This is a genomic window from Mesorhizobium sp. RCC_202, assembly GCF_041355295.1.
Classification (GTDB): Bacteria; Pseudomonadota; Alphaproteobacteria; order Rhizobiales; family Rhizobiaceae; genus Mesorhizobium.
Genome location: NZ_JBFUPO010000006.1, coordinates 235,588 through 255,365, shown reverse-complemented (window position 1 = coordinate 255,365; position 19,778 = coordinate 235,588). Strand labels below are relative to the sequence as shown.

Sequence of the window (19,778 nt, the reverse complement as noted above, 5' to 3'; positions counted from 1 at the left end):
GCTAAACTCGTTAAAGTCCAAGTCTCCGTCATGGGAGACGGCGACCTTACCGCTCGTTTACCGTTCGGCACCAAATTCAGCTATGTCTACGACGGTCAACAAAAGTTGGCCGAATCTCGTGCAAGGCGGCTTGGGGCTTGTGGGCCGACGCGCTGCAACACTCCACGCCGGCGCATCAACCGGGAAGGCCGAAGCCTTCCCGCGCTCCCTGTTCCGGGTCTGGCCGCTGCGGATGCGCTGAAAATCGTTTGGGCAGATCAGGTTCGCTGCCGTCGCCCGAAATCGACACCTATCAACGTCTCCCCCTCAGGAGCCTCCTGCGTAGATTGCCGGTCGAGCGCAATTCTCACTTCCACCAATCCAGGATCTCCTCGACCGGTCCGGTCTCGACATGATGCGAATACCGCTCGTTGAACAGCCTGAGAATGTTGTCATAGGCAATATCGGACGTGCTGCAGATAGCGTCCTCCGCGAGTACCACGCGGAACCCGAGGTCGATGGCGCCCATGACCGTCGCGAGCACGCACATGTCGGCTTCGCCGCCACTGATGACGAGGGTGTCGATCCTCCCGGTGATAAAAGGACCGGGCGAGCTCGCCACCGAACCACGGCGAATAAACCGATTTGTCAAAGGTCCTCGCGGGAGGGACGAACGATCCCAGCGGCGGCGCCAACTCGATGATATCGGTGCCGGCTCTTTCCAAGGTCATCTCCTGCCAGCGCTGGAAGTAGCTTCGCCACATGCCGTGGCCGTCGCCGGGCCGCCGGGCCGGAATGAAACGGGTGAAGACCGTCCGGCTCGGATTCCTTTCGACGAGGCGGATCACCATCGGCAGCGTCGCCGGCAACCAGCTTACGGCCCAAGGGCCGGGCGGCATGAACATCTTTTGCATATCGACGCAGATATGCGCCGTCCTGTCGGAAAGGGGCCGTTCGACCGTCATCCTCAACCCGATCGCCGGCGGAACGCCTTCATGCCCTTGCGCAGGGAAGCAACTGCCTTGTCGGCGCTCTGCCAGCCTTTCAGCTTGATCTTCTTGCCGGTGCCCAACACCGACGAGAAGAAGAATTGTTCGATCTCGCGGCGCAGTTCGTCCGGCACATGGTCGGCAACAGCCTCGTCGGGTGCATCCTCTTTGTGCGGGCAGAAGATATAGCGGTCATTGCGGATCTCGTTGCCATCGGGGTCCTTCTGTTTGATGCGCAACGCACCCAGCAGTTCGCATTTGATCACGACGCCGGGCGCTGTCGCCGCTTGATGGATGACCATGCCGTCCAGCGGATCGCCATCTTCTCCCAGGGTCGAGGGAACGAACCCCCAATCGAAGGGGTAGGTGTTTCCGACCGGCAACGGTCGTGAATATTGAAAAACACCTGATTTCGGTTCGTAGGCGAGCTTTGCGGCCGAACCCCTCGGCGTCTCGATCACCATCCGGAAATAGCGCTCCGCCATGGTAGGAAGCTTCAATAAATTGGTCATGGCCGTCGGTTCCATTCATCGCCCTTAACAGCACGCGCGATTGGACGGGCCCGCGTTGACGACATGAGTCAGTCCTTTGAATTCTCGCCGGGCTGGCGGCCATCTCTCGGCATCCCCGCGTCCTTCGAACGTTCGGCAATGGCCGGGCCGGCGCCGGCCACCCTTTGAGTGGCAGGCGATGGCGTCGCCGCGCGGGGCGGATTTTGGCCGTCCGATTGATGGGTTTTGTCGTCGACCTCGCCGGGCGGCCTCGACAGCCCGTCCTTCGGCTTCTTGTTTTCCGCAGCGTCTTGGGAAAACTCGGCGGTGGGATCGCGGCCTTCACGAGCGGGATACTTCGTGGCCCCGGTCTCGCGATTGTTTTGAGTCGTGGTCATCGTGTTGCTTTCTGCATTCGCAAACAAGGATCGATGAGTCCTCAATGCCGCGACTTCATCGTGGTTCCAGGCGATGGACGAAACTCTCTTTCATGCGGAGGAACCAGTCGGTGGGGCCGGTGTTTCCGATGCAGCACCGCGCGAGCAAGTAACGCAATGCCCAAGAAGCTGGACGACGAAGAGAGACGAATGGTCACGCGACGTTATTTTCGCAGTGAGATCATGAGAAGGTATCTTCGAAGTCTTCCGATCTTCAAAACCGAAAAGTGGTTGCCGGACTCCATGCGTGCGCTGCTGAAGCGCATCGATGCCGCCAAACGAACAAGAAAATAATCACGCCTAAGACGACGCCGATATAATTGAAATAGGCAACCGCCGGTGAGGGTGGCCATTGCTGATCGGCCGTTTTCCATTGGCGTGAAGACGCTAACCGGTTCTGCTAGCGCCTTGCGCTGCGCCATGCCTCATACTCTGCGCGGGCATCGTCATGCAGCGGATAGTAGCGTTGCAGCGGCGCGCCCTGCATGAGCTTCTCGCGGGAGAACTCCTCCCAATCGTGATGCTTCTTCGATTCTTCAATCACTTTTGAGGCCATCGCGACGGGGACGACTACCACCCCGTCATCGTCCGCGACGATGATGTCGCCGGGGATCACCGTGACACCGCCGCAGGCAATCGGAACGTTGACCGCGTTTGGATAGATGCTGGTCTGCACATGGTAGTTGGGGGTCCAGCCGCGCAGCCATAGCGGGAGATCGAGCTTTTCGACATTGGGCCGGTCGCGCATGCATCCATCGATGACGATGCCCGCGCCGCCTCTGCCCTTGAAATAGGTCGACATCATATCGCCGAAGACGCCCGAGCTCATGTCGCCGCGCGCGTCAACGACGACCACATCGCCTTCCTGCGCATGATAGAGCACGTGCCGGTGCAGTTGCGTTTCCGGGTCGGCATATTCTCCCTCGCTGAAGAGATCCGGCCGCTGCGGCAGGAACTGCAGCGTCAGCGCCGGCCCGACGATCGACTTCCCATGATTCTGCGCCACCGGACCGACCATATGAGGATTGCGGAAGCCCATATGGCCAAGCGTGCCGGCAACCGTCGCGGCACCGATCTCCCTTAGCCCGTCGATCAGGTCTTTAGGCGGTCGCGTGATGTCGGGCGTATGCGTCATTTTAGACTCCGATGAATGGAACTACCAGTTCGTGACAGACCCGTCGCGGCGCTTGAGGTGGGGCGCTTCCCAGAAACGGAAACTCTGTGCCTGGATCGCCGCCTCGTTGACCTCGACGCCCAGCCCCGGCAGATCGCTGACCGGATAGTCGGGACCGTCCAGCCGTGGTTGCACGGAAAAGAATTCGGAATTGTCGAAGCCCAGCTTCCTTTCCGGCGCCCTGGTCTCGAGCCACGCGAAATTCGGCACCGCGGCGGCGAGATGGATGGTCGCGGCCGTGCACACTGGGCCAAGGGGGTTGTGCGGCATCAGGTCGACATAGTGCGCCTCGCTCCAGCCAGCGACTTTCATCGCTTCGGTAAGCCCGCCGACATTGCAGACATCGAGCCGGTTGAACTGTTGGATGCCGCGCTCGATGTAGGGCAGGAACTGCCATTTGCTGGCAAATTCCTCACCGATGGCGAACGGGATGGCCGTCATCGAGCGCAGGGATTCGTAGGCCTCCGGTGTCTCGTCGCGTATCGGCTCCTCAAGGAAATCCAGCACGCCGCGGCCAAGCTTGTTGCAGAAGCTTGCCGCCTCGGCCACCGACAGCCGATGATGATAGTCGATGCCGAGCACGACTTCGTCGCCGAGCGCCTCGCGGGCCTTGTTCAGCATCCTGGCGGTAGGGCCAATCGACTCGCGCGGCTCGAAGATGTCCCTGCTGCTTTGCCCGACGGGGAAGAAGCGGATCGCCTGCCATCCCTGTGCGCGCAGTTCACTGGCTCGTTCGATGGCAGCATCGCTCTCGGCCTCGTCGCCGGTCGAGGCGAAGGTCGGAATGCGGTCGCGCTGCTTGCCGCCCAGCAGCTCGTAGACCGGCACCCCCAGCGCCTTGCCCTTGATGTCGTGCAGGGCAATGTCGATGGCGGAAATCGCCGCCTGCAGAACGCGCCCACCTTCGAAATACTGGCTGCGATAGAGCTCCTGCCAGATCCGGCCGGTCTGCATGGGGTCTCGGCCGACGAGAAATTCGCGATAGTGCTCGATCGCGCCAGCCACGGCCTTCTCGCGACTGCTCAAGCCGCTCTCGCCCCAGCCGAAAATGCCCTGGTCGGTCTCGACCTTGACGAGCATCTGATTGCGCGTTCCGACCCATACCGGATAGGGCTTGATCGCCGTGATCTTAAGTTTCATCATCAATTCACACTCGTTTCACACGGCATCCGGCCGTCTCATTCGGCCTCGAGGGCCATCTCCGTCTCGCCATCGAAGAGGTGGATGCGCTCCTGGTCGAACTCGAGCCAGATCTGCTCGTCGGGTGTGACGGCAATATTGGGAGCCACGCTGATGTTGACGATGGCGCCTGAGAGGAGCGCCTGCACGAAGGTGACGTCTCCGGTCGGTTCCACCGTATAGGCTTTGGCTGGAATGGCACCGGGAACGGCGCTCTTATGCAGCTTGATCGTCGAGTGTCGCGCGCCGAGCACGACCTTCCTGGTGGTTGCTTTCTGAACCTTGCGCGCATTGAGAGGCGACAGCGCCAGGCTCCAACCTTCGGCGCTCGTCAGGACGGTGTCGCCGTTTGCCGTCGATGCTGCCAGTGGAACAAGGCTCATTGCCGGACTGCCGACGAAGCTCGCCACGAACATGTTGGCGGGATGGGCGAAAACCTGGGCCGGCGAATCGTATTGCTGCAGATAGCCGCCGTTCATCACAGCCATCCTGTCTGCCATGGTCACGGCTTCGAGCTGGTCGTGCGTCACATAGATGATCGTCGCCTTGAGATCCTGATGGAAACGCTTGAGTTCGGAGCGCATCTGCACGCGCAGCTTCGCGTCGAGATTGGAGAGCGGTTCGTCCATCAGGAACACCGCCGGATCTCGGACGAGGGCGCGGCCGAGCGCCACGCGCTGCTGTTGCCCGCCCGAAAGTTCGCGCGGCTTGCGTTCGAGCAACTGTGTCATGTCGAGGACGCGCGCCGCTTCCCTGACTTTCCTGTCGATCTCGGCTTTGGGCAGCTTGCGCATCTGCAACGGGAAGGCGAGGTTCATATAGACCGACTTTTGCGGGTAGAGCGCATAGTTCTGGAACACCATGGCGATGTCTCGGTCCTTCGGGTCGAGGTCGTTGACCACCCGATCGCCGATAAGGATGCCGCCCGAAGTGATCGGGATCAGCCCCGCGACGAGATTGAGCGTGGTTGTCTTGCCGCAGCCTGAAGGGCCGACAAGCGCAACGAACTCACCGTCATTGACCGTCAGCGAAACGTCATTGACAGCTTTGAAGCTGCCATAGGTCTTGACGAGATCTTTGAGGACCACGTGGGCCATCGGCAGCTCCTAGTGCTTGACCGCGCCTTCTGTAAGGGCGCGTACGAAGTATCGTTGCAGGACGAGGAACAGCACCACGACGGGCACGCTCATCATGAAGCTGGCTGCCATCAGCCCCGGAAAGTCCGTCGTATTTTCCGAGAAGAAACGCTGGATGCCGACCGGCAGCGTCAACTGGTCGTTCTTGGAGAGGAACGTGTAGGCGTAGATGTACTCGTTCCACGCGCCGATGAAGGAATAGATCGCCGTGGCGATGATTCCTGGCGCCGAGAGCGGCATCACGATCAGGATAAACGCCTGGAACCGCGTCGCCCCGTCGATGCGCGCCGCCTGTTCGAGCTGCACCGGAATGTTGTCGTAAAAGCCCTTGAGCAGCCAGATTGCCAGCGGCAGGCCGAAGGTAAGGTAGGTGAGAACAAGCGAACCATGCGTGTTCACCAACCCGATCGCGCGCATCAGGATGAAGAGCGGCACGAGAAAAATCACCGCCGGGAACATGTTGCGCAGCAACACGGCGAAGAACAGGAAGTTCCGGCCCGGGAAAGTGAAGCGCGAAAACGCGTAGGCCGCGGGGACCGCCACGATCACGGAAAGGACGGTCGTGGCGGTCGAGACGAGAAGACTGTTCCAGAAGAAGCGGAGGAAGTCGTGGCCGACGCTGTTTTGCGGATCGAGCAGCTTCTGGTAGCTGGCAAGAGTCGGCTGGTCTGGCCACCATTGCGGTGGAAACTGCATCGCCGCAAAGCCCGATTTGATCGAGGTAAGCAGCATCCAGATCATCGGCAATGCGGTGTAAAGCAGCATGAAGACGAGGAAGACGCGCCCCGCCCATCGCCATCCATCGACGCGCATGCGGCGGCGCGACTGGCCTCGAGGAGCTGTCGTGGCAATCGTTGTCATGCGCCATCCTTCCGCTCGTTGCCGCTCAGTGCCCGGACGTAGAAATAGCCGAACGCCATCAGGATGAGGAACAGCAGCACCGAATAGGCCGACGCCACTCCCCAGCGCTGGCGGCCGAAGGCGAGCTCATAAATGTGAGTGATCCAGATATGCGATGCGTTCGATGGTCCGCCGCCGGTCATGATCCAGGGGATGATGAAGGAATTGAAGTTGGCCACCGCCAGCAGCAGGATCGTCACCGTCGAGACGTTTCTCAGATGCGGGAACGTGACATGCCAGAAGCGTTGCCACGCATTGGCCCCGTCGACTTTCGCGGCGCGCAGCAACTGGTCGGGCACCGTCTGCAGCCCGGCCATCATCATGATCATGGCGAATGGAAACTCCCGCCAGATGTTGACGACGATCAGGGAGGGCAGCACCGTTGAGACACTGTCGATGAAATTCGGCGGCCGGTCGGCCCATCCAAGCTCGACCAGCACCGCGCCGATGATGCCAAAGTCCGAATGGTAGATCCACTTCCAGATATAGGAGGCGGCGACCGCGCTGATGACCCAGGGAATGATCAGGATGGCCCGCAAGATCCCCCGGCCGATAAAGTCGCGATGAAGCGCCAGCGCGGCGGCAAATCCCAGGACGAAGGAAAAGAATGTGGATGCTACGGTCCAGATCAGGGTGTTCAAGGTGACTTGCCAGAACACCTCACTGGCGAGGATGCTCGTGTAGTTGTTGACGCCGACGAAGATCTTGTCGCGCAGTTGCAAGCCGGGCGGCGTGTTGAAGAACGACAGCTCGATCGTGTAGTAGATCGGATAGGCGATGACGATGAGCATCACCGCGATCGCCGGAAGCACATAGGCGTAATCGGCGCGGTGCTCCCAGATCCTGCCGAGCAGGCCAGACCTATCCGGTTGCAATCTGTCGCGAGCCTCGGCCTTGCCGGTCACGGTCGTCACTGTCGCCCTCGTTTTTCTGGGAAGAACCGGCTGCGCTCACGAGGCAGCCGGTCGGATCGTCGCTCAGACCTGGATCAGAGTCCGCCTCCCATCAGGTCTTTCACCTTCTTGGCTGCGTCGTCCGCTGCCTGGTCGACCGTCATCGCTCCGGTAAGGGCATTCTGCAGCATGTCGGGGACGATGATGTTCATGATTTCCGGGGACTGCGGCAGCGCCGGGAACGGGATCCCGTATGGCAGCATCGAGGTGGTGACATCGAGGAACTTGATGCTGTCCAGGCGCTCCTTCATCCATTTGGTCTTGAAGCCGTTGAGATTGCCGGGGTTCGACCCGGCATAGGCCATCTTCAAAGACCATTCGGGGCTGGTCCACATGCAGATCATGGCCTTTGCCGCCGGCTCGTCCACTTTGCCGCCGTCGACATATTCGGGCTTCAGGATGTGGATGTTCGAGCCACCGAAGACCACGGCGCGCTTGCCGTCGGGGCCGGTCGGTATCAGGCCGTAACGCATGTTGTCGATAACAGTCTGCGCCTTGTCCTTGTCGGTGCCCGTCGCCTTCTTCTGCAGGTCGAGCATGACATTGTAGTCGGATGGGTGCGAGATCATCATGCCGAGCTGGCCGGCGAGGAACAGCGGCTGGTTGTCGGCCTGCTGGTTGGTGAGCGCTGAAACCGGGACCGACTTGTCGCGAACATACATGTCGTAAGACGCTTGCAGCGCGGCCTTGCTCTGCGGACTGTTGAGTTCGATGTCCTTGTAGGTCGGGTTCGCCGTGGCTTCGTCGAAGACGCCGCCGCCATAGGCCCACAGCTGCGGCATGAAGCGGTACGGAGTATTGCCCGCATTCTTTCGAGCCACGAGACCGTAGCCGGCGATGCCGAGCTTGTCGTGGATCTGCTTGGAGTACTTGACCACATCGTCCCAGGTTGCCGGAGCCTTCTCCGGATCGAGGCCAGCGCGCTTGAAGATGTCGGCATTCCAGATGAAGGCCATCGTCTCGTTGTTGGTCGGAATGCCGTAGGTCACGCCGTCCCAGGTCACGGCCTTCATGGCGCCGGGCCAGAAATCCTCGGTCGAATATCCCACGTCCTCGGGCTTGAGCGGTTGCAGATAGCCCTTCGAGGCGAACTCGGTGCCTCCCAGGATTTGCAGGCGCACCGCCATCGGCGCGGCATTGCCAAGCAGCGCCGTGCGGAACTTGTCCAGGAGATCGTTATAGGTGAGGGCTTCTTCCTCGAGTTGGATGTTCGGGTAGGTCTTGCGGAAGGTCTCGAAGAAATCCTTGTAGTACTGACGCAGGAGATCGGGGTCACCTTCGAACACGCCCTGATACCAGAACGTCAGTCGCCCCTTGTAGTCGAGCGGGGTGACCTTGGCGCAATCGCCAGCCGTATCAAAATCCTGTGTGCCGGCGATGGAGCGCACATATTCCGGCGACCACTTGCTCAGATCGACCGGGGGCGCAGCCAGCGCCGGGGCGGACATCAACGATGCCATTAAAGCAGTGGAGACGGTGCCGCGCAGGACGGCACCGCCGAGTGTGATCCTCGTCATAGGTATCCTCCAGGTTTCTCTCCCATGCCGCTCTGCATCGAGGCGAGCGGTCTTTGCTCGTTCGATAGCGGGGGGGCTCCATCTGTGTATCTCTTCGAGCGCTTAATACGTTTTCAGATCGCAGATTGGCTGTCAACGGACAGAATCGTACATTGTTTTATCAAACCTGAGCGTGATATAGGGTAGGATGTGTATGGACTGGGGAGCAGGACTTGGCCGAAACAAGCGATTTTAAAGCGGAGCCACCGGAAGGGATCGACGCCCTCGGGGCTTCCAGCGAGGGCGCCTCGCTCTATGAACTGATCAGGGAGGACATCATCGAGGGGCGGCTCGCCGCCAACGAACGGCTTGTGGTCACCGATCTCGCCCGACGCCACGGCACCTCGACCAATCCCGTGCGCGAGGCCCTGCAATTGTTGCGTGGCGAAGGCTTTGTCACCTTTCTGCCCAATCGCGGGGCACGCGTGCGGCCCATCGATCAGGATTTTGTCCGCGACATCTACGAGATCGGTGTCCTGATCGAGCCGGCCCTGACGCGATGGTTCGTGAACATGGCTACCGACGAAGACATCGCCGAACTCGAACGTCTCCAAGGCCTGATCGAAGAGAACAATTTTGCCGATACGTTCAGGCACAGCGAGCTGGATACCGCCTTTCACACTGTGATGTATCAGCGGCACTACAACCGCCACGCCGCCGAGCTCTGGTGGAAGCATCGCGAAGTGCTGCGCGCCGTGAGCCGGCGTTTCAATTTTACGCTCGCCCGGCGTGCCGCGATCCTGCGCGAGCACCGCGAGCTCATCGCGCATGTCAAAGCGGGAAACGCGGACGAGGCAGCCGAGCTCATCGCGCGCCATGTCGAGGGTTCCGGCCGGCACGTCCTCGAACACATGCGCGCACGCAGCGCCGCCCGGGCTGGATAACCAATCCAGACACAGTCAGCTTGGCCATTTCAGAAAAGGGTAGTTGAGATGAAAATCACGAGCGTTCGGCCGTGGCTGATCAAGTCCGATGCTTCATACTGGGGCGAGTACCTGTTCGTCGAAGTGACGACGGACGAGGGGGTGAGCGGCTGGGGCGAGATCACCACCACGACGAAGCTGGCGAACCGCGCTCTCTGCACGATCCTGCGGCAGATCGGCATCGCCGTGGCAGGCGAGGATCCGGCGTGTATCGAGCGTCTGTGGCACAAGATTTTCCGCAGCTTCACCTATATGGGCAGCCGCGGCGCGGCTGTCGAATGCGTCAGCGCGATCGACATCGCGCTCTGGGATATCCGCGGCAAAGTCCTGGGCAAGCCGATCTACGAATTGTTGGGCGGGCCGGTGCGCGATGAGATCGCACTCTACACCCATCCCAACCAGCGCAAGTTTACCAGCAAGGAGGCCGTGGTCCGCGAAATTCGAGACATCGTCGAGTCCGGACATACTGGGCTCAAGTTCGACCCGTTCCCCCATCAGGGCCGCACCGCCGATGGCTTGTCGCGCGAACAGCGCGACGGTTACCTCGATGGCAGCATGACTCGAAAAGACGAACGCGAGGCGGCCGAGCTCACGGCTCTGATCCGCGAAACGGCGGGCCCTGATGTCGACATCCTCATCGATGCGCATGGCCGCTTCGACGTTCCCACCGCCATTCGCCTCTGCCGCAGCCTTGAGGAAGCCGGCCAGATCGACTGGTTCGAGGAACCCTGCCCGCCGGAGAGCCTCAACGCCCTCAAGCAGGTGCGCGACAAGGTCAATGCCGCCATCTCATGGGGCGAACGCGGCCACACCAAGTGGGATTTCGTGCCGGTGCTCGAGAACAAGCTCGCCGACTACATCATGCCCGACGTCACCTGGACGGGCGGCATTACCGAACTCAAGAAGATCTCCGCCCTGTGCGAGGCATACTACATCCCGGTTTCGCCGCACGACGCCGCCGGACCGATCAACGTGGTTGCGGGGGCGCAGGTGATGATGACCGTTCCCAACTTCTACAAACTCGAAACGTCGGAATGGAACCTGGGCAAATATGATCACCTCATCGACAAACCGCTCGATGTTTCGAATGGCAACCTCAAACTGACCTCCAAGCCTGGTCTCGGGGTTGAGATGAACCGCGACTATCTGCAGGCCCATGAGATTGAACTCGGCTAGCAGCGCCCAGCAACAGCCCCCGCCGATCAGAACGAGGATAAATCATGCCAAAGACGGGTGGAGCCGGCGAGGCTCTCAATCGGATCAACACGAACTCCAGGCCGTCGGAGCTTCGCATCACCGACATGCGGGTTGCCGAAATCGTCGGCGCGCCATTCACCTCGGCGTTGCTCAAGATCTATACCAACCAGGGCATCGTCGGGCTTGGCGAGGTGCGTGACGGAGCCAGCGCCACTTACGCGCTGATGCTCAAAAGCCGGCTGCTTGGCGAGAACCCCTGCGACATCGATCGCCTGTTTCGCCGCATCAAGCAGTTCGGCGGCCACGGCCGGCAAGGCGGCGGCGTCTCGGCGGTCGAGATCGCGCTCTGGGACCTGGCCGGCAAGGCCTATGGCGTGCCGATCTACCAGATGCTCGGCGGCAAGTTTCGCGATAAGGTGCGTGTCTATTGCGATACCGATGCCGAGAAACCGAGCGGCACCGAAACCGGCAAGCGCCTCAAGCAGCGCATGGAGCGTGGTTTCAGCTTCCTCAAAATGGACCTGGGCTTGATGCAGATCGCCCATGTCCCGGGCGCCGTGGTTGCGCCCGCCGGCGCGCTCGAAGGTTTCAACGCCAGTCCGCGCGGCCGTGGCGGCACGCTTGAGGAACGCAAGGCGCGCAATCTTGCCTACGACGCGCAGAACGTGCAGCACCCGTTCACGAGCCTGCATTTCACCGAAAAAGGCATAGACCTGCTCGAGCAGTATATTCACGAAGTTCGAGAGGTGATCGGCTACGAAATCCCGTTGGCCATCGACCATGTCGGCCATATCTCGCTGCAGGACGGCATCCGCCTGTCGCGCCGTATCGAGAAATATGTCCCCGCCTGGCTCGAGGATGTGATCCCTTGGCAATACACCGAGCAGTACCGGCTACTGCAGCAGGCCACCACGGTGCCGATCTGCACCGGTGAGGACATCTATCTCAAGGAGGGGTTCGAGCCTCTGCTCAAGAGCGGCGGTCTCTCGGTTATCCACCCGGACCTGCTCACCAGCGGTGGCATCCTCGAGACCAAGAAGATCGGCGATATGGCGCAGGACCACGGCGTCGCCATGGCGATCCATATGGCCGAAAGTCCGATCGCCGCGATGGCCGCCGCACATGTCGCCGTCGCGACCGAAAACTTCATAGCGCTCGAATACCACTCGGCCGATGTCGACTGGTGGGACGATATCGTCACCGGCCTGCCCAAGCCGCTCGTTAAGGACGGCTTTATCACCGTGCTGGACAAGCCGGGCCTGGGGATCGACGACGTGGTCGACGAGGTAATCTCGCTGCACCTGCAACCGGGTGTCACGGGGATATGGCAATCCACCGAGCATTGGGACAATGAATACAGCTGGGACCGGACCTGGAGTTAGCCCGGACCCTCCCTCATTCCCCCAGGCTCACAAGGCCAACGACCAACCATGCGTGTCGACCTCTCCCAGGGAGAGGCGAAGGAAGAAACGGACGAAACCATGATCTACGAACAGCGTGTCTATGACTGCCTGCCGGGCAGGCTGCCGGCTTTGCTCAAGCGCTTTTCCGACCAAACGCTGGCCATCTGGGAGAGGCATGGCATCCGTCAAGCCGGGTTTTTCACCACGGTGATCGGCGAAAACAGCAATCGCCTCACATATTTCCTCGCCTGGGAATCGCTGGCCGAGCGTGAGGCGAAATGGACGGCTTTCGTCGCCGATCCGGTATGGCACAGGGCTCGCGACGAGTCTGAGCGCGACGGGCAGATCGTTGCCAATATCAGCAGCCAGCTGCTCACGCCGACGGCCTTCTCGTCTGTGAAATAGGACTGCGCCATGAAGATCACCGACCTGCGCTGTGCTGTTATCGGCAAGCACCCGATCGTCCGCATCGTCACCGACGAGGGCCTCTACGGCCTTGGCGAAGTCGAGTATACGAAAAGCTATCTCAAGCCCTTTGTGCTGCATTTCCGCGAGGCGCTGATCGGCGAGGACCCGACCGATGTCGAGCGGGTGATGCTGAAGATCCGCCAGCGCGGCTCGTTCAAACCCTATGGTGCCGCGGTGAGCGCCATCGAGCATGCGTTGTGGGACATCGCCGGCAAGGCCGCGGGCGTGCCGGTTTACAAATTGCTCGGCGGCAAGGTGCGCGACAAGGTGCGCGTCTATAACGGCTCGATCCGCCGCAAGCGCACGGGCGACCGGCCGCAGGATTATGCCGCCGACGTCAAATGGATGATGGAGCAGCCGCAGAACTTCTTCATGGTCAAGCAAGGCATCTCGTTCCACTCCAACATGAAGGACAGCGTCGAGGGTTTTCACTACGGCGTGACGCAGAAGAAGGCCGGCTATCACGGCGCCATGGATCAGGGCGTGATCAGCGAGCGCGGTTTCAATCACATGCTCGACTGCGTGATCGCGATGAAGGAGGTGCTCGGCGACAAGGTCAGCCTGGCGCTCGACTGCGGCCCGGGCTGGATGCTGCCCGATGCGATCAAGTTCGCGCGCGCGGTCGAGAAGTACAATTTGATGTGGCTCGAGGACATGCTGACCGGTGATTATGTGCCGTGGGTCAATCCGCAGGCCTACCGGGAACTGACCTCATCTACCTCGACGCCGATCCACACCGGCGAGCAGATCTATCTGCGGCACAATTTCAAGGAGTTGATCGAGACACAGGCGGTGCGCGTCATCGGTCCGGACCCGGCCGATATCGGCGGCATCGCCGAGCTCAAATGGGTTGCCGAGCACGCCTACATGCACTCGATCCTGATGGCCCCGCACGGCACCGCGAACGGCCTGCTCGGGCTCGGCGCGCTGATCAACGTCTGCGCCACCTTGCCCGCCAACTACGTCGCCTTCGAATATCCAAGCGCTTCCGATCCCTGGTGGGAGGATCTGGTGATCGGCTTGCCATCGCAGATCGTGAAGGACAGCATGGTGGACCTGCTCGAAGCGCCGGGCCTGGGTCTCGATATCGACGCGGAAGCGGCCAGGAAATATCTCAGCGAAGAGGATGCGGGCTTCTTCGATCGCTGAAGCTGCCTGTCAGCGCATCAGCCGGGTCGCTGTTTCCGCCAGTCATGCTCTTGCCGGAAACCGAGGACGTCGCGCAGCTTGCGGTTTGAGATCGGTCCCTCGAACCCGTCCATGGCGCGCGTGACGGGTGTGTCGGGTGCATGCTTGCTCAGAAATTCCGCCGTCGGTACCTCGGCCACGATATTGTCGTTGACCGCGTTGAATATCTGGAAGCCCAAGCCGTCCTTCTCGATGCAGAGATCGACGATCTGGCCGAGATCGCGTGCGTCCATATAGGTCCATCCATCGCGCCGCCGTTTCGAGGGATCGGCCAGGAATTCCGGGAAGCGGGCATAGTCCTGCGGTTCGACGACGCCGCCGATCCTGAGCGCGTAGATGTCGGCTCCTGTGCGGGAGGCGAAAGAACGCGCGATCTTCTCGCCCAGCGCTTTGGAAAGACCATAGCTGTCGGTCGGATCGACGTCGTAGTCCTCCTCCACCGGAAACGACGTGAAATCGCGGACACCTTCGGCAAAGCACACGCCATAGACCGTTTCGCTGGAAGCGGTGACGATCTTGCGGATGCCGAGCTTGGTGGCGGCCTCGATCACATTGTAGGTCGACTGCACATTGGCGGCGAACATGGCGTTGTCGGGTCGCAGGAAGATCCGCGGCAGCGCCGCGAAATGGACCACGGCGTCGACCGGGCTACGGCCTTTGCCGCCGAAATACTCGCTGAAGCCGAAATGCAGCGTCAGTGCATTGTAGGTCTCGCCGGCGTCGGCAAGGTTGGTGATGATTGTGTCCACACCTGGCACATCGAGCGGTGTCAGGTCGAGGTTCAGGACCTCATGGCCGCGCTTCAAGAGATAGGGTATGGCGTGGCGGCCGATCTTGCCGCTGCCGCCGGTGAAAATGATCCGTTTGCCCATCGTTTCCTCCCAACGGATTTGTTCGGTCGAGCAGCCGGTGCCGGCTGGCAGAACCCCGTCATCCGTTATTCGAAGATGCCGTAGCCTGGGACGGCGTGCTTGCGCACACCATCCATATCGAGCTCGACGCCGATGCCTGGAACGTCAGGCACCACGATGTGGCCGTCTTCAACGATCGACTTGGCGCCGTTCGGCAGGCGTACATAGCTGTCCCAGGCTTCGCGCTCCTCGAGCGCGTGCCATTCCAGCACCAGGAAGTTCGGCACGCTCGCACACACATGACATGTCGCCATCGTGCCCAGCGGTGTCGACACCAGGTGCGGCGCGAACGGCACGTAGTACATCTCGGCGAGATTCGCGATCTTGCGGCTTTCGGCCAGGCCGCCGCATTTCGGCACGTCGGGCATGATGACGTCGGCGCCATAGTTCTGGAAGAGCTCCCGGAAACCCCAGCGCAGATAGAGATTCTCGCCGACGCAGATCGGTGTCTTGGTCCGCATGCGGATCTGCTTCAAGGCCTCGACATTTTCCGCCGGGATCGGCTCTTCCAGCCACAGAAGATTGAAGCGCTCCATCTCGGCGGCTATGCGGCTGGCGCTCAGCACGTCATAGCGCGCGTGCAGGTCGATGCAGAGATCGACGTCGGGGCCGATTGCGTCGCGCACGGCCGCGACGCGTTCGATCATGAAACGCAGCTCGGCGCCGTTGATGGTGTGGTTCACCGCGTCGAACTTCGCCGGGTGGCGCAGATTGTCGATGTCGAATTTCAGCGCCGTGAAGCCTTCCGCCACCATGCGGCGCGCGCGCGCCGCGCATCCCTGCGGCGATCCCGATTGCTCATCGCCGTCGCCGCAATCGGCATAGAGCCTTATGCGGTCGCGGAACTTGCCGCCGAACATGCGGTAGAGCGGCTGGCCGGCAGCTTTCGCCGCCACGTCCCACAGCGCCATCTCGAGCCCGGTGAGCGCAATCAGAAAGACGCCGGCCTGCGCGCCGGAAAAGACGTGATCGCGGCGGATCTTGTCCCAGCAATATTCGACATTGCGCGGATCCTGGCCGATGAGTTCCGACTTCAGTTCCGAGATCAGCCCGACGATCGCGGCCGCACCTGCGTCGGGATTCGCCTCTCCATAGCCGGAGATGCCGGCATCCGTGTCGATGCGGATCAGGGTCGCCTTGCCGTGATAGGCGACGACCGCCGTCTTGATGTCCACAATCTTCATAAAACCCTCTCCCGTGACGGCACGCCGCGCTTTCAAACGCCTGTGGATAGCTCAGGAACAACTTGTCTAATAAGCATACAAGAGTGAGCGATGAGACGTAAACCCCCTCTTGATGATTTTGCTCAAGGCGCTTTGCAATTGGAGCAAATTCCGTTGAGTTTCTTGATAGATTCCCGGAATCCGGATTGCGCGCTACAAAGGTGTCGAACCCTACTTGTTAGACGAGTATATAAGCGTATAAATTAAAGGCCGGGTGGGTGAAACCCAACCATGCGGCCAATCAGGAGGAAACAGGATGCAACAGCGACAGCTCGGACCGTCGCCGGTCAAGGTATCGGAAATCGGCCTGGGGACATGGGGTATGTCCGGTGCGTTTTGGGGCGCGGCTGACGATGAGGAATCGATCCGGGTGATCAGGCGTGCGCTTGAGCTTGGCATCACGCTGATCGACACGGCGGAAGCCTATGGACATGGCCATGCCGAAGAGGTCGTCGGCAAGGCGCTGGCCGGCCGCCGCGACAAGGCGGTCATCGCCACCAAGGTGGCGCCCAATCATCTCGAACCCGCCGCGATCGAGGCGGCGCTCGATGGTTCGCTCAAACGCATGCAGACGGACTATGTAGACGTCTATTTTGTCCACTGGCCGAACTCGGATTTTCCGATCGGTCCGACCATGGAGATGATGGAACGGCTGCGCTCGTCAGGGCGGATCAAGGCGGTAGGCGTTTCGAATTTCAGCACCGCCGACATGGACAGCGCCCGCCAGCACGGCGTCATCGACGTACTGCAGCCACCTTACAACATGCTGTGGCGCGAGGCGGAGGTTGAGACGCTGCCTTACTGCCGTAAGCACAATATCGGCGTCATGCCTTATAGCGGTCTCGCCCAGGGGCTGCTCACCGGGCTGCTGTCGCCGGATACCAAATTCGTCGAAGGCGATGAGCGGCGCACCACCGTGCTGTTCCAGCCAGGCACCTACGAGCGGGCGGTTGATGCCGTCGACGCCCTCAAGCCGATTGCGGCGCGCTATGGCAAAACGGTTCCGCAGCTTGCGATCCAGTGGCTCACCAGCCGGCCAGGCGTCAGCTCGCCGCTGGTCGGTGCGCGCACGGTCAACGAACTGGAGGAAAACGTCGAGAGCGCCGGCTGGCCGATTTCCGACGCGGATCTCGCGGCCATCGAAAAGATTACCGCGCCCATATGGGCGGAAATCAAGGACAAGGGCGACATGTTCGGTTTTCGCGCGCGGCAGCGCCAGGAACAGCAAGCGAAGAGAGCCTAGTTCCCAGGATTACCCCGATTCAAGCCGTGTCCTCCCGACACACCGCAGCGCGGCCAGCGCAAATGCTGGCTGCGCCGCTCCTTCATCGAGGCAAGCCGACCGCGGTGGTTTTCTTGAGATGCCGGCGCATTGCTTCTTCCGCCCGCTTTTCATCGCGTGCCACGAGCGCCTCGTAGATAGCCCTGTGCATTTCGGTGGCCGAGGGAAGCGCATGAGGCATCTGGTTGCTGATGCGCCTGCTCGCCATCTGCCACCACCGGGACGAATACATGAAGCGATCGAGGATCCTGTTCTGCGCCGCCCGGCAAATCTCCATGTGGAAATCCAGGTCGAGCTTCAGATAAGCGTCCGGATTGTCCTCGCTGGCCGACATCGCCGCGAGCAAGATGCCAAGACGTTCGAGGTTTTCCTTGGTCATATGCTTGGCCGCGATCGCGGCAATGGCCGGTTCGATGATGATGCGCGTCGCGTGCGCTTCCGCCAGAATCTCGCGGCTCTGCTCGGGCGGCAGCCAGTCGATCAGCAATGGGCTGAGATAGTCCCACTCTTCGGCGGGGCGCAGCACCACGCGCCGTCCCTGCGCGATCTCGATCATATCCAGAGACGCCAGCATCTTCAGCGCCTCCCGCGCGACCGCACGCGAGACCCCGAACTCCTGAAGGATCTGCTGCTCCGACGGTCCCTGGCCGCCGCTGACGCCGCTGCTGGCGATGCGACGCGCGAGCACGCCGGCCACCTGCTTGGGCAAAGTTTGAAGCTTGACCTCCATGGCATCCATCATTAACATCCACTTGTCTGATAAGCTTATAGGCTGATAGCTAGATATGCAGTCAACTTAACCCATGAAACGCTCACTAGCCTATAACTCGGCCTGCGGGAAGGGAGGATCGAACGGTGGAGGTCTTCCAACCGCGGCCTCCAGGCTTCCGTCGTCCGAGATCAGGACCGAAGCGCCTTCGCGTAAAGCACCATGGCGTGGCGAAGCATAGGTGCCCCCCAATCGCCCGCGGGTCGCATGCGTCGTTCGGGGAGCAATCCAGGCAGTCTCACGGCGGGAGGAGCAAGCCGCCGAAGATTTGCCGGAAAGGTTGAAAGTCGTCGGCGCCCCTGGATGGGCCGCCCAATCAAACCAAGGAGGAGATTGTGATGTCCGCAAACTTATCGAGACGCAAATTCCTTGCCGCGAGCGCGGCGGTGACGGCTGGCTCGCTCGCCGCGCCGTGGATTGCCAGGGCAGACGCCAACGAGATCACCGCGCTGCTGATCACCGGCGGCCCGCTCTATCCCAAATACTGGGAAAAGATCGTTCAGGATTTCACTGCCAAGACAGGCGTCAAGGTTCGCTACGACCTGTTGGAATTCACGCCGCTGACGGCGAAGGTGGTCACGCTGAGCGCGGCGCGGTCGAGCCAATACGACGTCTACAGCACCCACACGGCGCAGATCGATTCCTACTTCAATCACTTCGCGCCGCTGAACAGCTATTTCAGCGACTCCGAACTGGCCGAATTCTATCCCGTGGCGGTCAAATATCTGCGCGACCCCAAAACCGGAAATCTGGCGGCCATTCCGCGCAACATGGATTCGCGCGTTCAGTATTACCGCAGCGACATCTACCAGGAGAAAGGCCTGAAGCCGGCCGAGACCTGGGAAGAGCTTGTCGATGTCGGGCTGAAACTCACCGGCAATGGCCACTATGGGCTTGTCGTGCCGGGGCAGGGCGATCCGGCGCAACGCACCTTCAGCGATCTGCTCTGGCAAGCTGGCGGCGATTGGGTGGACCAGGCCAACAAGCCGGCTTTCAATTCGGAAGCAGGCATCAAGGCCCTCACTTTCTACCGCGATCTCATCCAGAAGCACAAAATCGTGCCGCCGGATGCGGTCGGCTATCAATGGAACGAGAATTCGACCGAATTCTCAGCCGGCACGGTCTATGCCAATTTCGATTGGCCTGGCGCCTTCGCCACCTTGTCCAATCCGGAGACCTCGCGTGTCGTCGGCAAGTGGTCGACGGCGCCCTACATCAGGGACAAGGCGGCGATTTCATGCGCCATCTCGCATGCCATGGCGCTAAACGGGCAATCCGGGCGCAAGGACGCCGCGGTCGAATTCATCAAATATACGGTCGGTCCGGAAGCGCAGCGGCTGCAATTCGATCAATTCACCAACTTCCCCAGCAGCCAGGCGGTCGCCAAGGAAGTGATATCGGCGGCAAAGGGCCCCCAGGCCGTGTGGCTGCAGCAGCTCGAGGCGACGATAGCCAACGGCAAGGAATGGCCGAAGCTGGCCGGCTTCTCGAAAGTCTGCACCCTGATGTTCTCGGCCATCGAACAGGCCCTGACCGACCAGGTCTCTCCGGCAGACTCGCTCAACCAGGCGGCCACCGAGGCTGAGGAGATCATGCGCCGGGCGGGAGCTTACGATTGAG

General features: G+C 61.0%; 19 protein-coding genes. 7 read left to right on the top strand and 12 right to left on the bottom strand.

What is annotated here, in order from left to right; all coding sequences use genetic code 11:
• Positions 1-346: 346 nt before the first annotated feature.
• From AB6802_RS16320 to AB6802_RS16280, 9 genes are all read right to left on the bottom strand, one after another.
• Positions 347-529, bottom strand: coding sequence for an isochorismatase family protein (locus AB6802_RS16320; RefSeq protein WP_371011162.1), 183 nt, complete (start codon positions 527-529; stop codon positions 347-349).
• A gap of 417 nt (positions 530-946) precedes the next feature.
• Positions 947-1,495, bottom strand: coding sequence for an inorganic diphosphatase (locus AB6802_RS16315; protein ID WP_371011161.1), 549 nt, complete (start codon positions 1,493-1,495; stop codon positions 947-949).
• A gap of 53 nt (positions 1,496-1,548) precedes the next feature.
• Entirely contained in the window at positions 1,549-1,857 is a 309-nt protein-coding gene (locus AB6802_RS16310) for a hypothetical protein (RefSeq protein ID WP_371011160.1), read from the bottom strand.
• A gap of 439 nt (positions 1,858-2,296) precedes the next feature.
• Positions 2,297-3,031, bottom strand: a complete 735-nt coding sequence (locus AB6802_RS16305) for a ribonuclease activity regulator RraA (protein WP_371011159.1) — start codon at positions 3,029-3,031, stop codon at positions 2,297-2,299.
• A gap of 21 nt (positions 3,032-3,052) precedes the next feature.
• Entirely contained in the window at positions 3,053-4,216 is a 1,164-nt protein-coding gene (locus AB6802_RS16300; RefSeq protein ID WP_371011158.1) for a mandelate racemase/muconate lactonizing enzyme family protein, read from the bottom strand.
• A 32-nt stretch (positions 4,217-4,248) separates the two neighbouring features.
• Positions 4,249-5,346 (bottom strand): ABC transporter ATP-binding protein, encoded by a 1,098-nt coding sequence (locus AB6802_RS16295; protein ID WP_371011157.1) that lies wholly within the window; start codon positions 5,344-5,346, stop codon positions 4,249-4,251.
• 9 nt (positions 5,347-5,355) lie between these two features.
• The gene (locus tag AB6802_RS16290) at positions 5,356-6,246 is read right to left on the bottom strand and encodes a carbohydrate ABC transporter permease (RefSeq protein WP_371011156.1); all 891 of its coding nucleotides are present in this window, start codon (positions 6,244-6,246) and stop codon (positions 5,356-5,358) included.
• Positions 6,243-7,199 (bottom strand): carbohydrate ABC transporter permease, encoded by a 957-nt coding sequence (locus AB6802_RS16285; protein WP_371011155.1) that lies wholly within the window; start codon positions 7,197-7,199, stop codon positions 6,243-6,245. The genes AB6802_RS16290 and AB6802_RS16285 overlap by 4 nt, the downstream gene beginning before the upstream one ends.
• 74 nt (positions 7,200-7,273) lie before the next feature.
• Positions 7,274-8,755: a sugar ABC transporter substrate-binding protein gene (locus tag AB6802_RS16280; protein WP_371011154.1), complete on the bottom strand. Its 1,482-nt coding sequence runs from the start codon at positions 8,753-8,755 to the stop codon at positions 7,274-7,276.
• 212 nt (positions 8,756-8,967) lie between these two features.
• Between AB6802_RS16280 and AB6802_RS16275 the strand changes: the two genes are divergently transcribed.
• The 5 genes from AB6802_RS16275 (at position 8,968) to AB6802_RS16255 (ending at position 13,934) form a co-directional block, all read left to right on the top strand.
• Complete coding sequence (locus AB6802_RS16275) at positions 8,968-9,678, top strand: GntR family transcriptional regulator (RefSeq protein ID WP_371011153.1); 711 nt, start codon at positions 8,968-8,970, stop codon at positions 9,676-9,678.
• 48 nt (positions 9,679-9,726) lie between these two features.
• Positions 9,727-10,893: a mandelate racemase/muconate lactonizing enzyme family protein gene (locus AB6802_RS16270; RefSeq protein ID WP_371011152.1), complete on the top strand. Its 1,167-nt coding sequence runs from the start codon at positions 9,727-9,729 to the stop codon at positions 10,891-10,893.
• A 44-nt stretch (positions 10,894-10,937) separates the two neighbouring features.
• Positions 10,938-12,296 (top strand): mandelate racemase/muconate lactonizing enzyme family protein, encoded by a 1,359-nt coding sequence (locus AB6802_RS16265; protein WP_371011151.1) that lies wholly within the window; start codon positions 10,938-10,940, stop codon positions 12,294-12,296.
• A 99-nt stretch (positions 12,297-12,395) separates the two neighbouring features.
• Positions 12,396-12,722, top strand: coding sequence for an NIPSNAP family protein (locus AB6802_RS16260; protein WP_371011300.1), 327 nt, complete (start codon positions 12,396-12,398; stop codon positions 12,720-12,722).
• Positions 12,723-12,731: 9 nt separating this feature from the next.
• On the top strand, positions 12,732-13,934 hold the full coding sequence (locus AB6802_RS16255) for a mandelate racemase/muconate lactonizing enzyme family protein (RefSeq protein ID WP_371011150.1): 1,203 nt from the start codon (positions 12,732-12,734) through the stop codon (positions 13,932-13,934).
• Positions 13,935-13,951: 17 nt separating this feature from the next.
• Here AB6802_RS16255 and AB6802_RS16250 read toward each other — a convergent pair whose 3' ends face one another.
• The gene (locus tag AB6802_RS16250; RefSeq protein ID WP_371011149.1) at positions 13,952-14,845 is read right to left on the bottom strand and encodes an NAD-dependent epimerase/dehydratase family protein; all 894 of its coding nucleotides are present in this window, start codon (positions 14,843-14,845) and stop codon (positions 13,952-13,954) included.
• A gap of 65 nt (positions 14,846-14,910) precedes the next feature.
• Positions 14,911-16,068, bottom strand: a complete 1,158-nt coding sequence (locus AB6802_RS16245; protein WP_371011148.1) for a mandelate racemase/muconate lactonizing enzyme family protein — start codon at positions 16,066-16,068, stop codon at positions 14,911-14,913.
• Between the two features lie 295 nt (positions 16,069-16,363).
• On the opposite strand from AB6802_RS16245, the gene AB6802_RS16240 reads away from it, so the two are divergent.
• Positions 16,364-17,350 carry an aldo/keto reductase gene (locus AB6802_RS16240; protein WP_371011147.1) on the top strand — a complete coding sequence of 329 codons (987 nt, stop codon included), beginning with the start codon at positions 16,364-16,366 and terminating at the stop codon, positions 17,348-17,350.
• Between the two features lie 82 nt (positions 17,351-17,432).
• Here AB6802_RS16240 and AB6802_RS16235 read toward each other — a convergent pair whose 3' ends face one another.
• A complete protein-coding gene (locus AB6802_RS16235; RefSeq protein WP_371011146.1) occupies positions 17,433-18,128 on the bottom strand; it encodes a FadR/GntR family transcriptional regulator in 696 nt (231 codons plus the stop codon).
• 368 nt (positions 18,129-18,496) lie between these two features.
• On the opposite strand from AB6802_RS16235, the gene AB6802_RS16230 reads away from it, so the two are divergent.
• A complete protein-coding gene (locus AB6802_RS16230) occupies positions 18,497-19,777 on the top strand; it encodes an extracellular solute-binding protein (protein ID WP_371011145.1) in 1,281 nt (426 codons plus the stop codon).
• Position 19,778 lies beyond the last annotated feature (1 nt).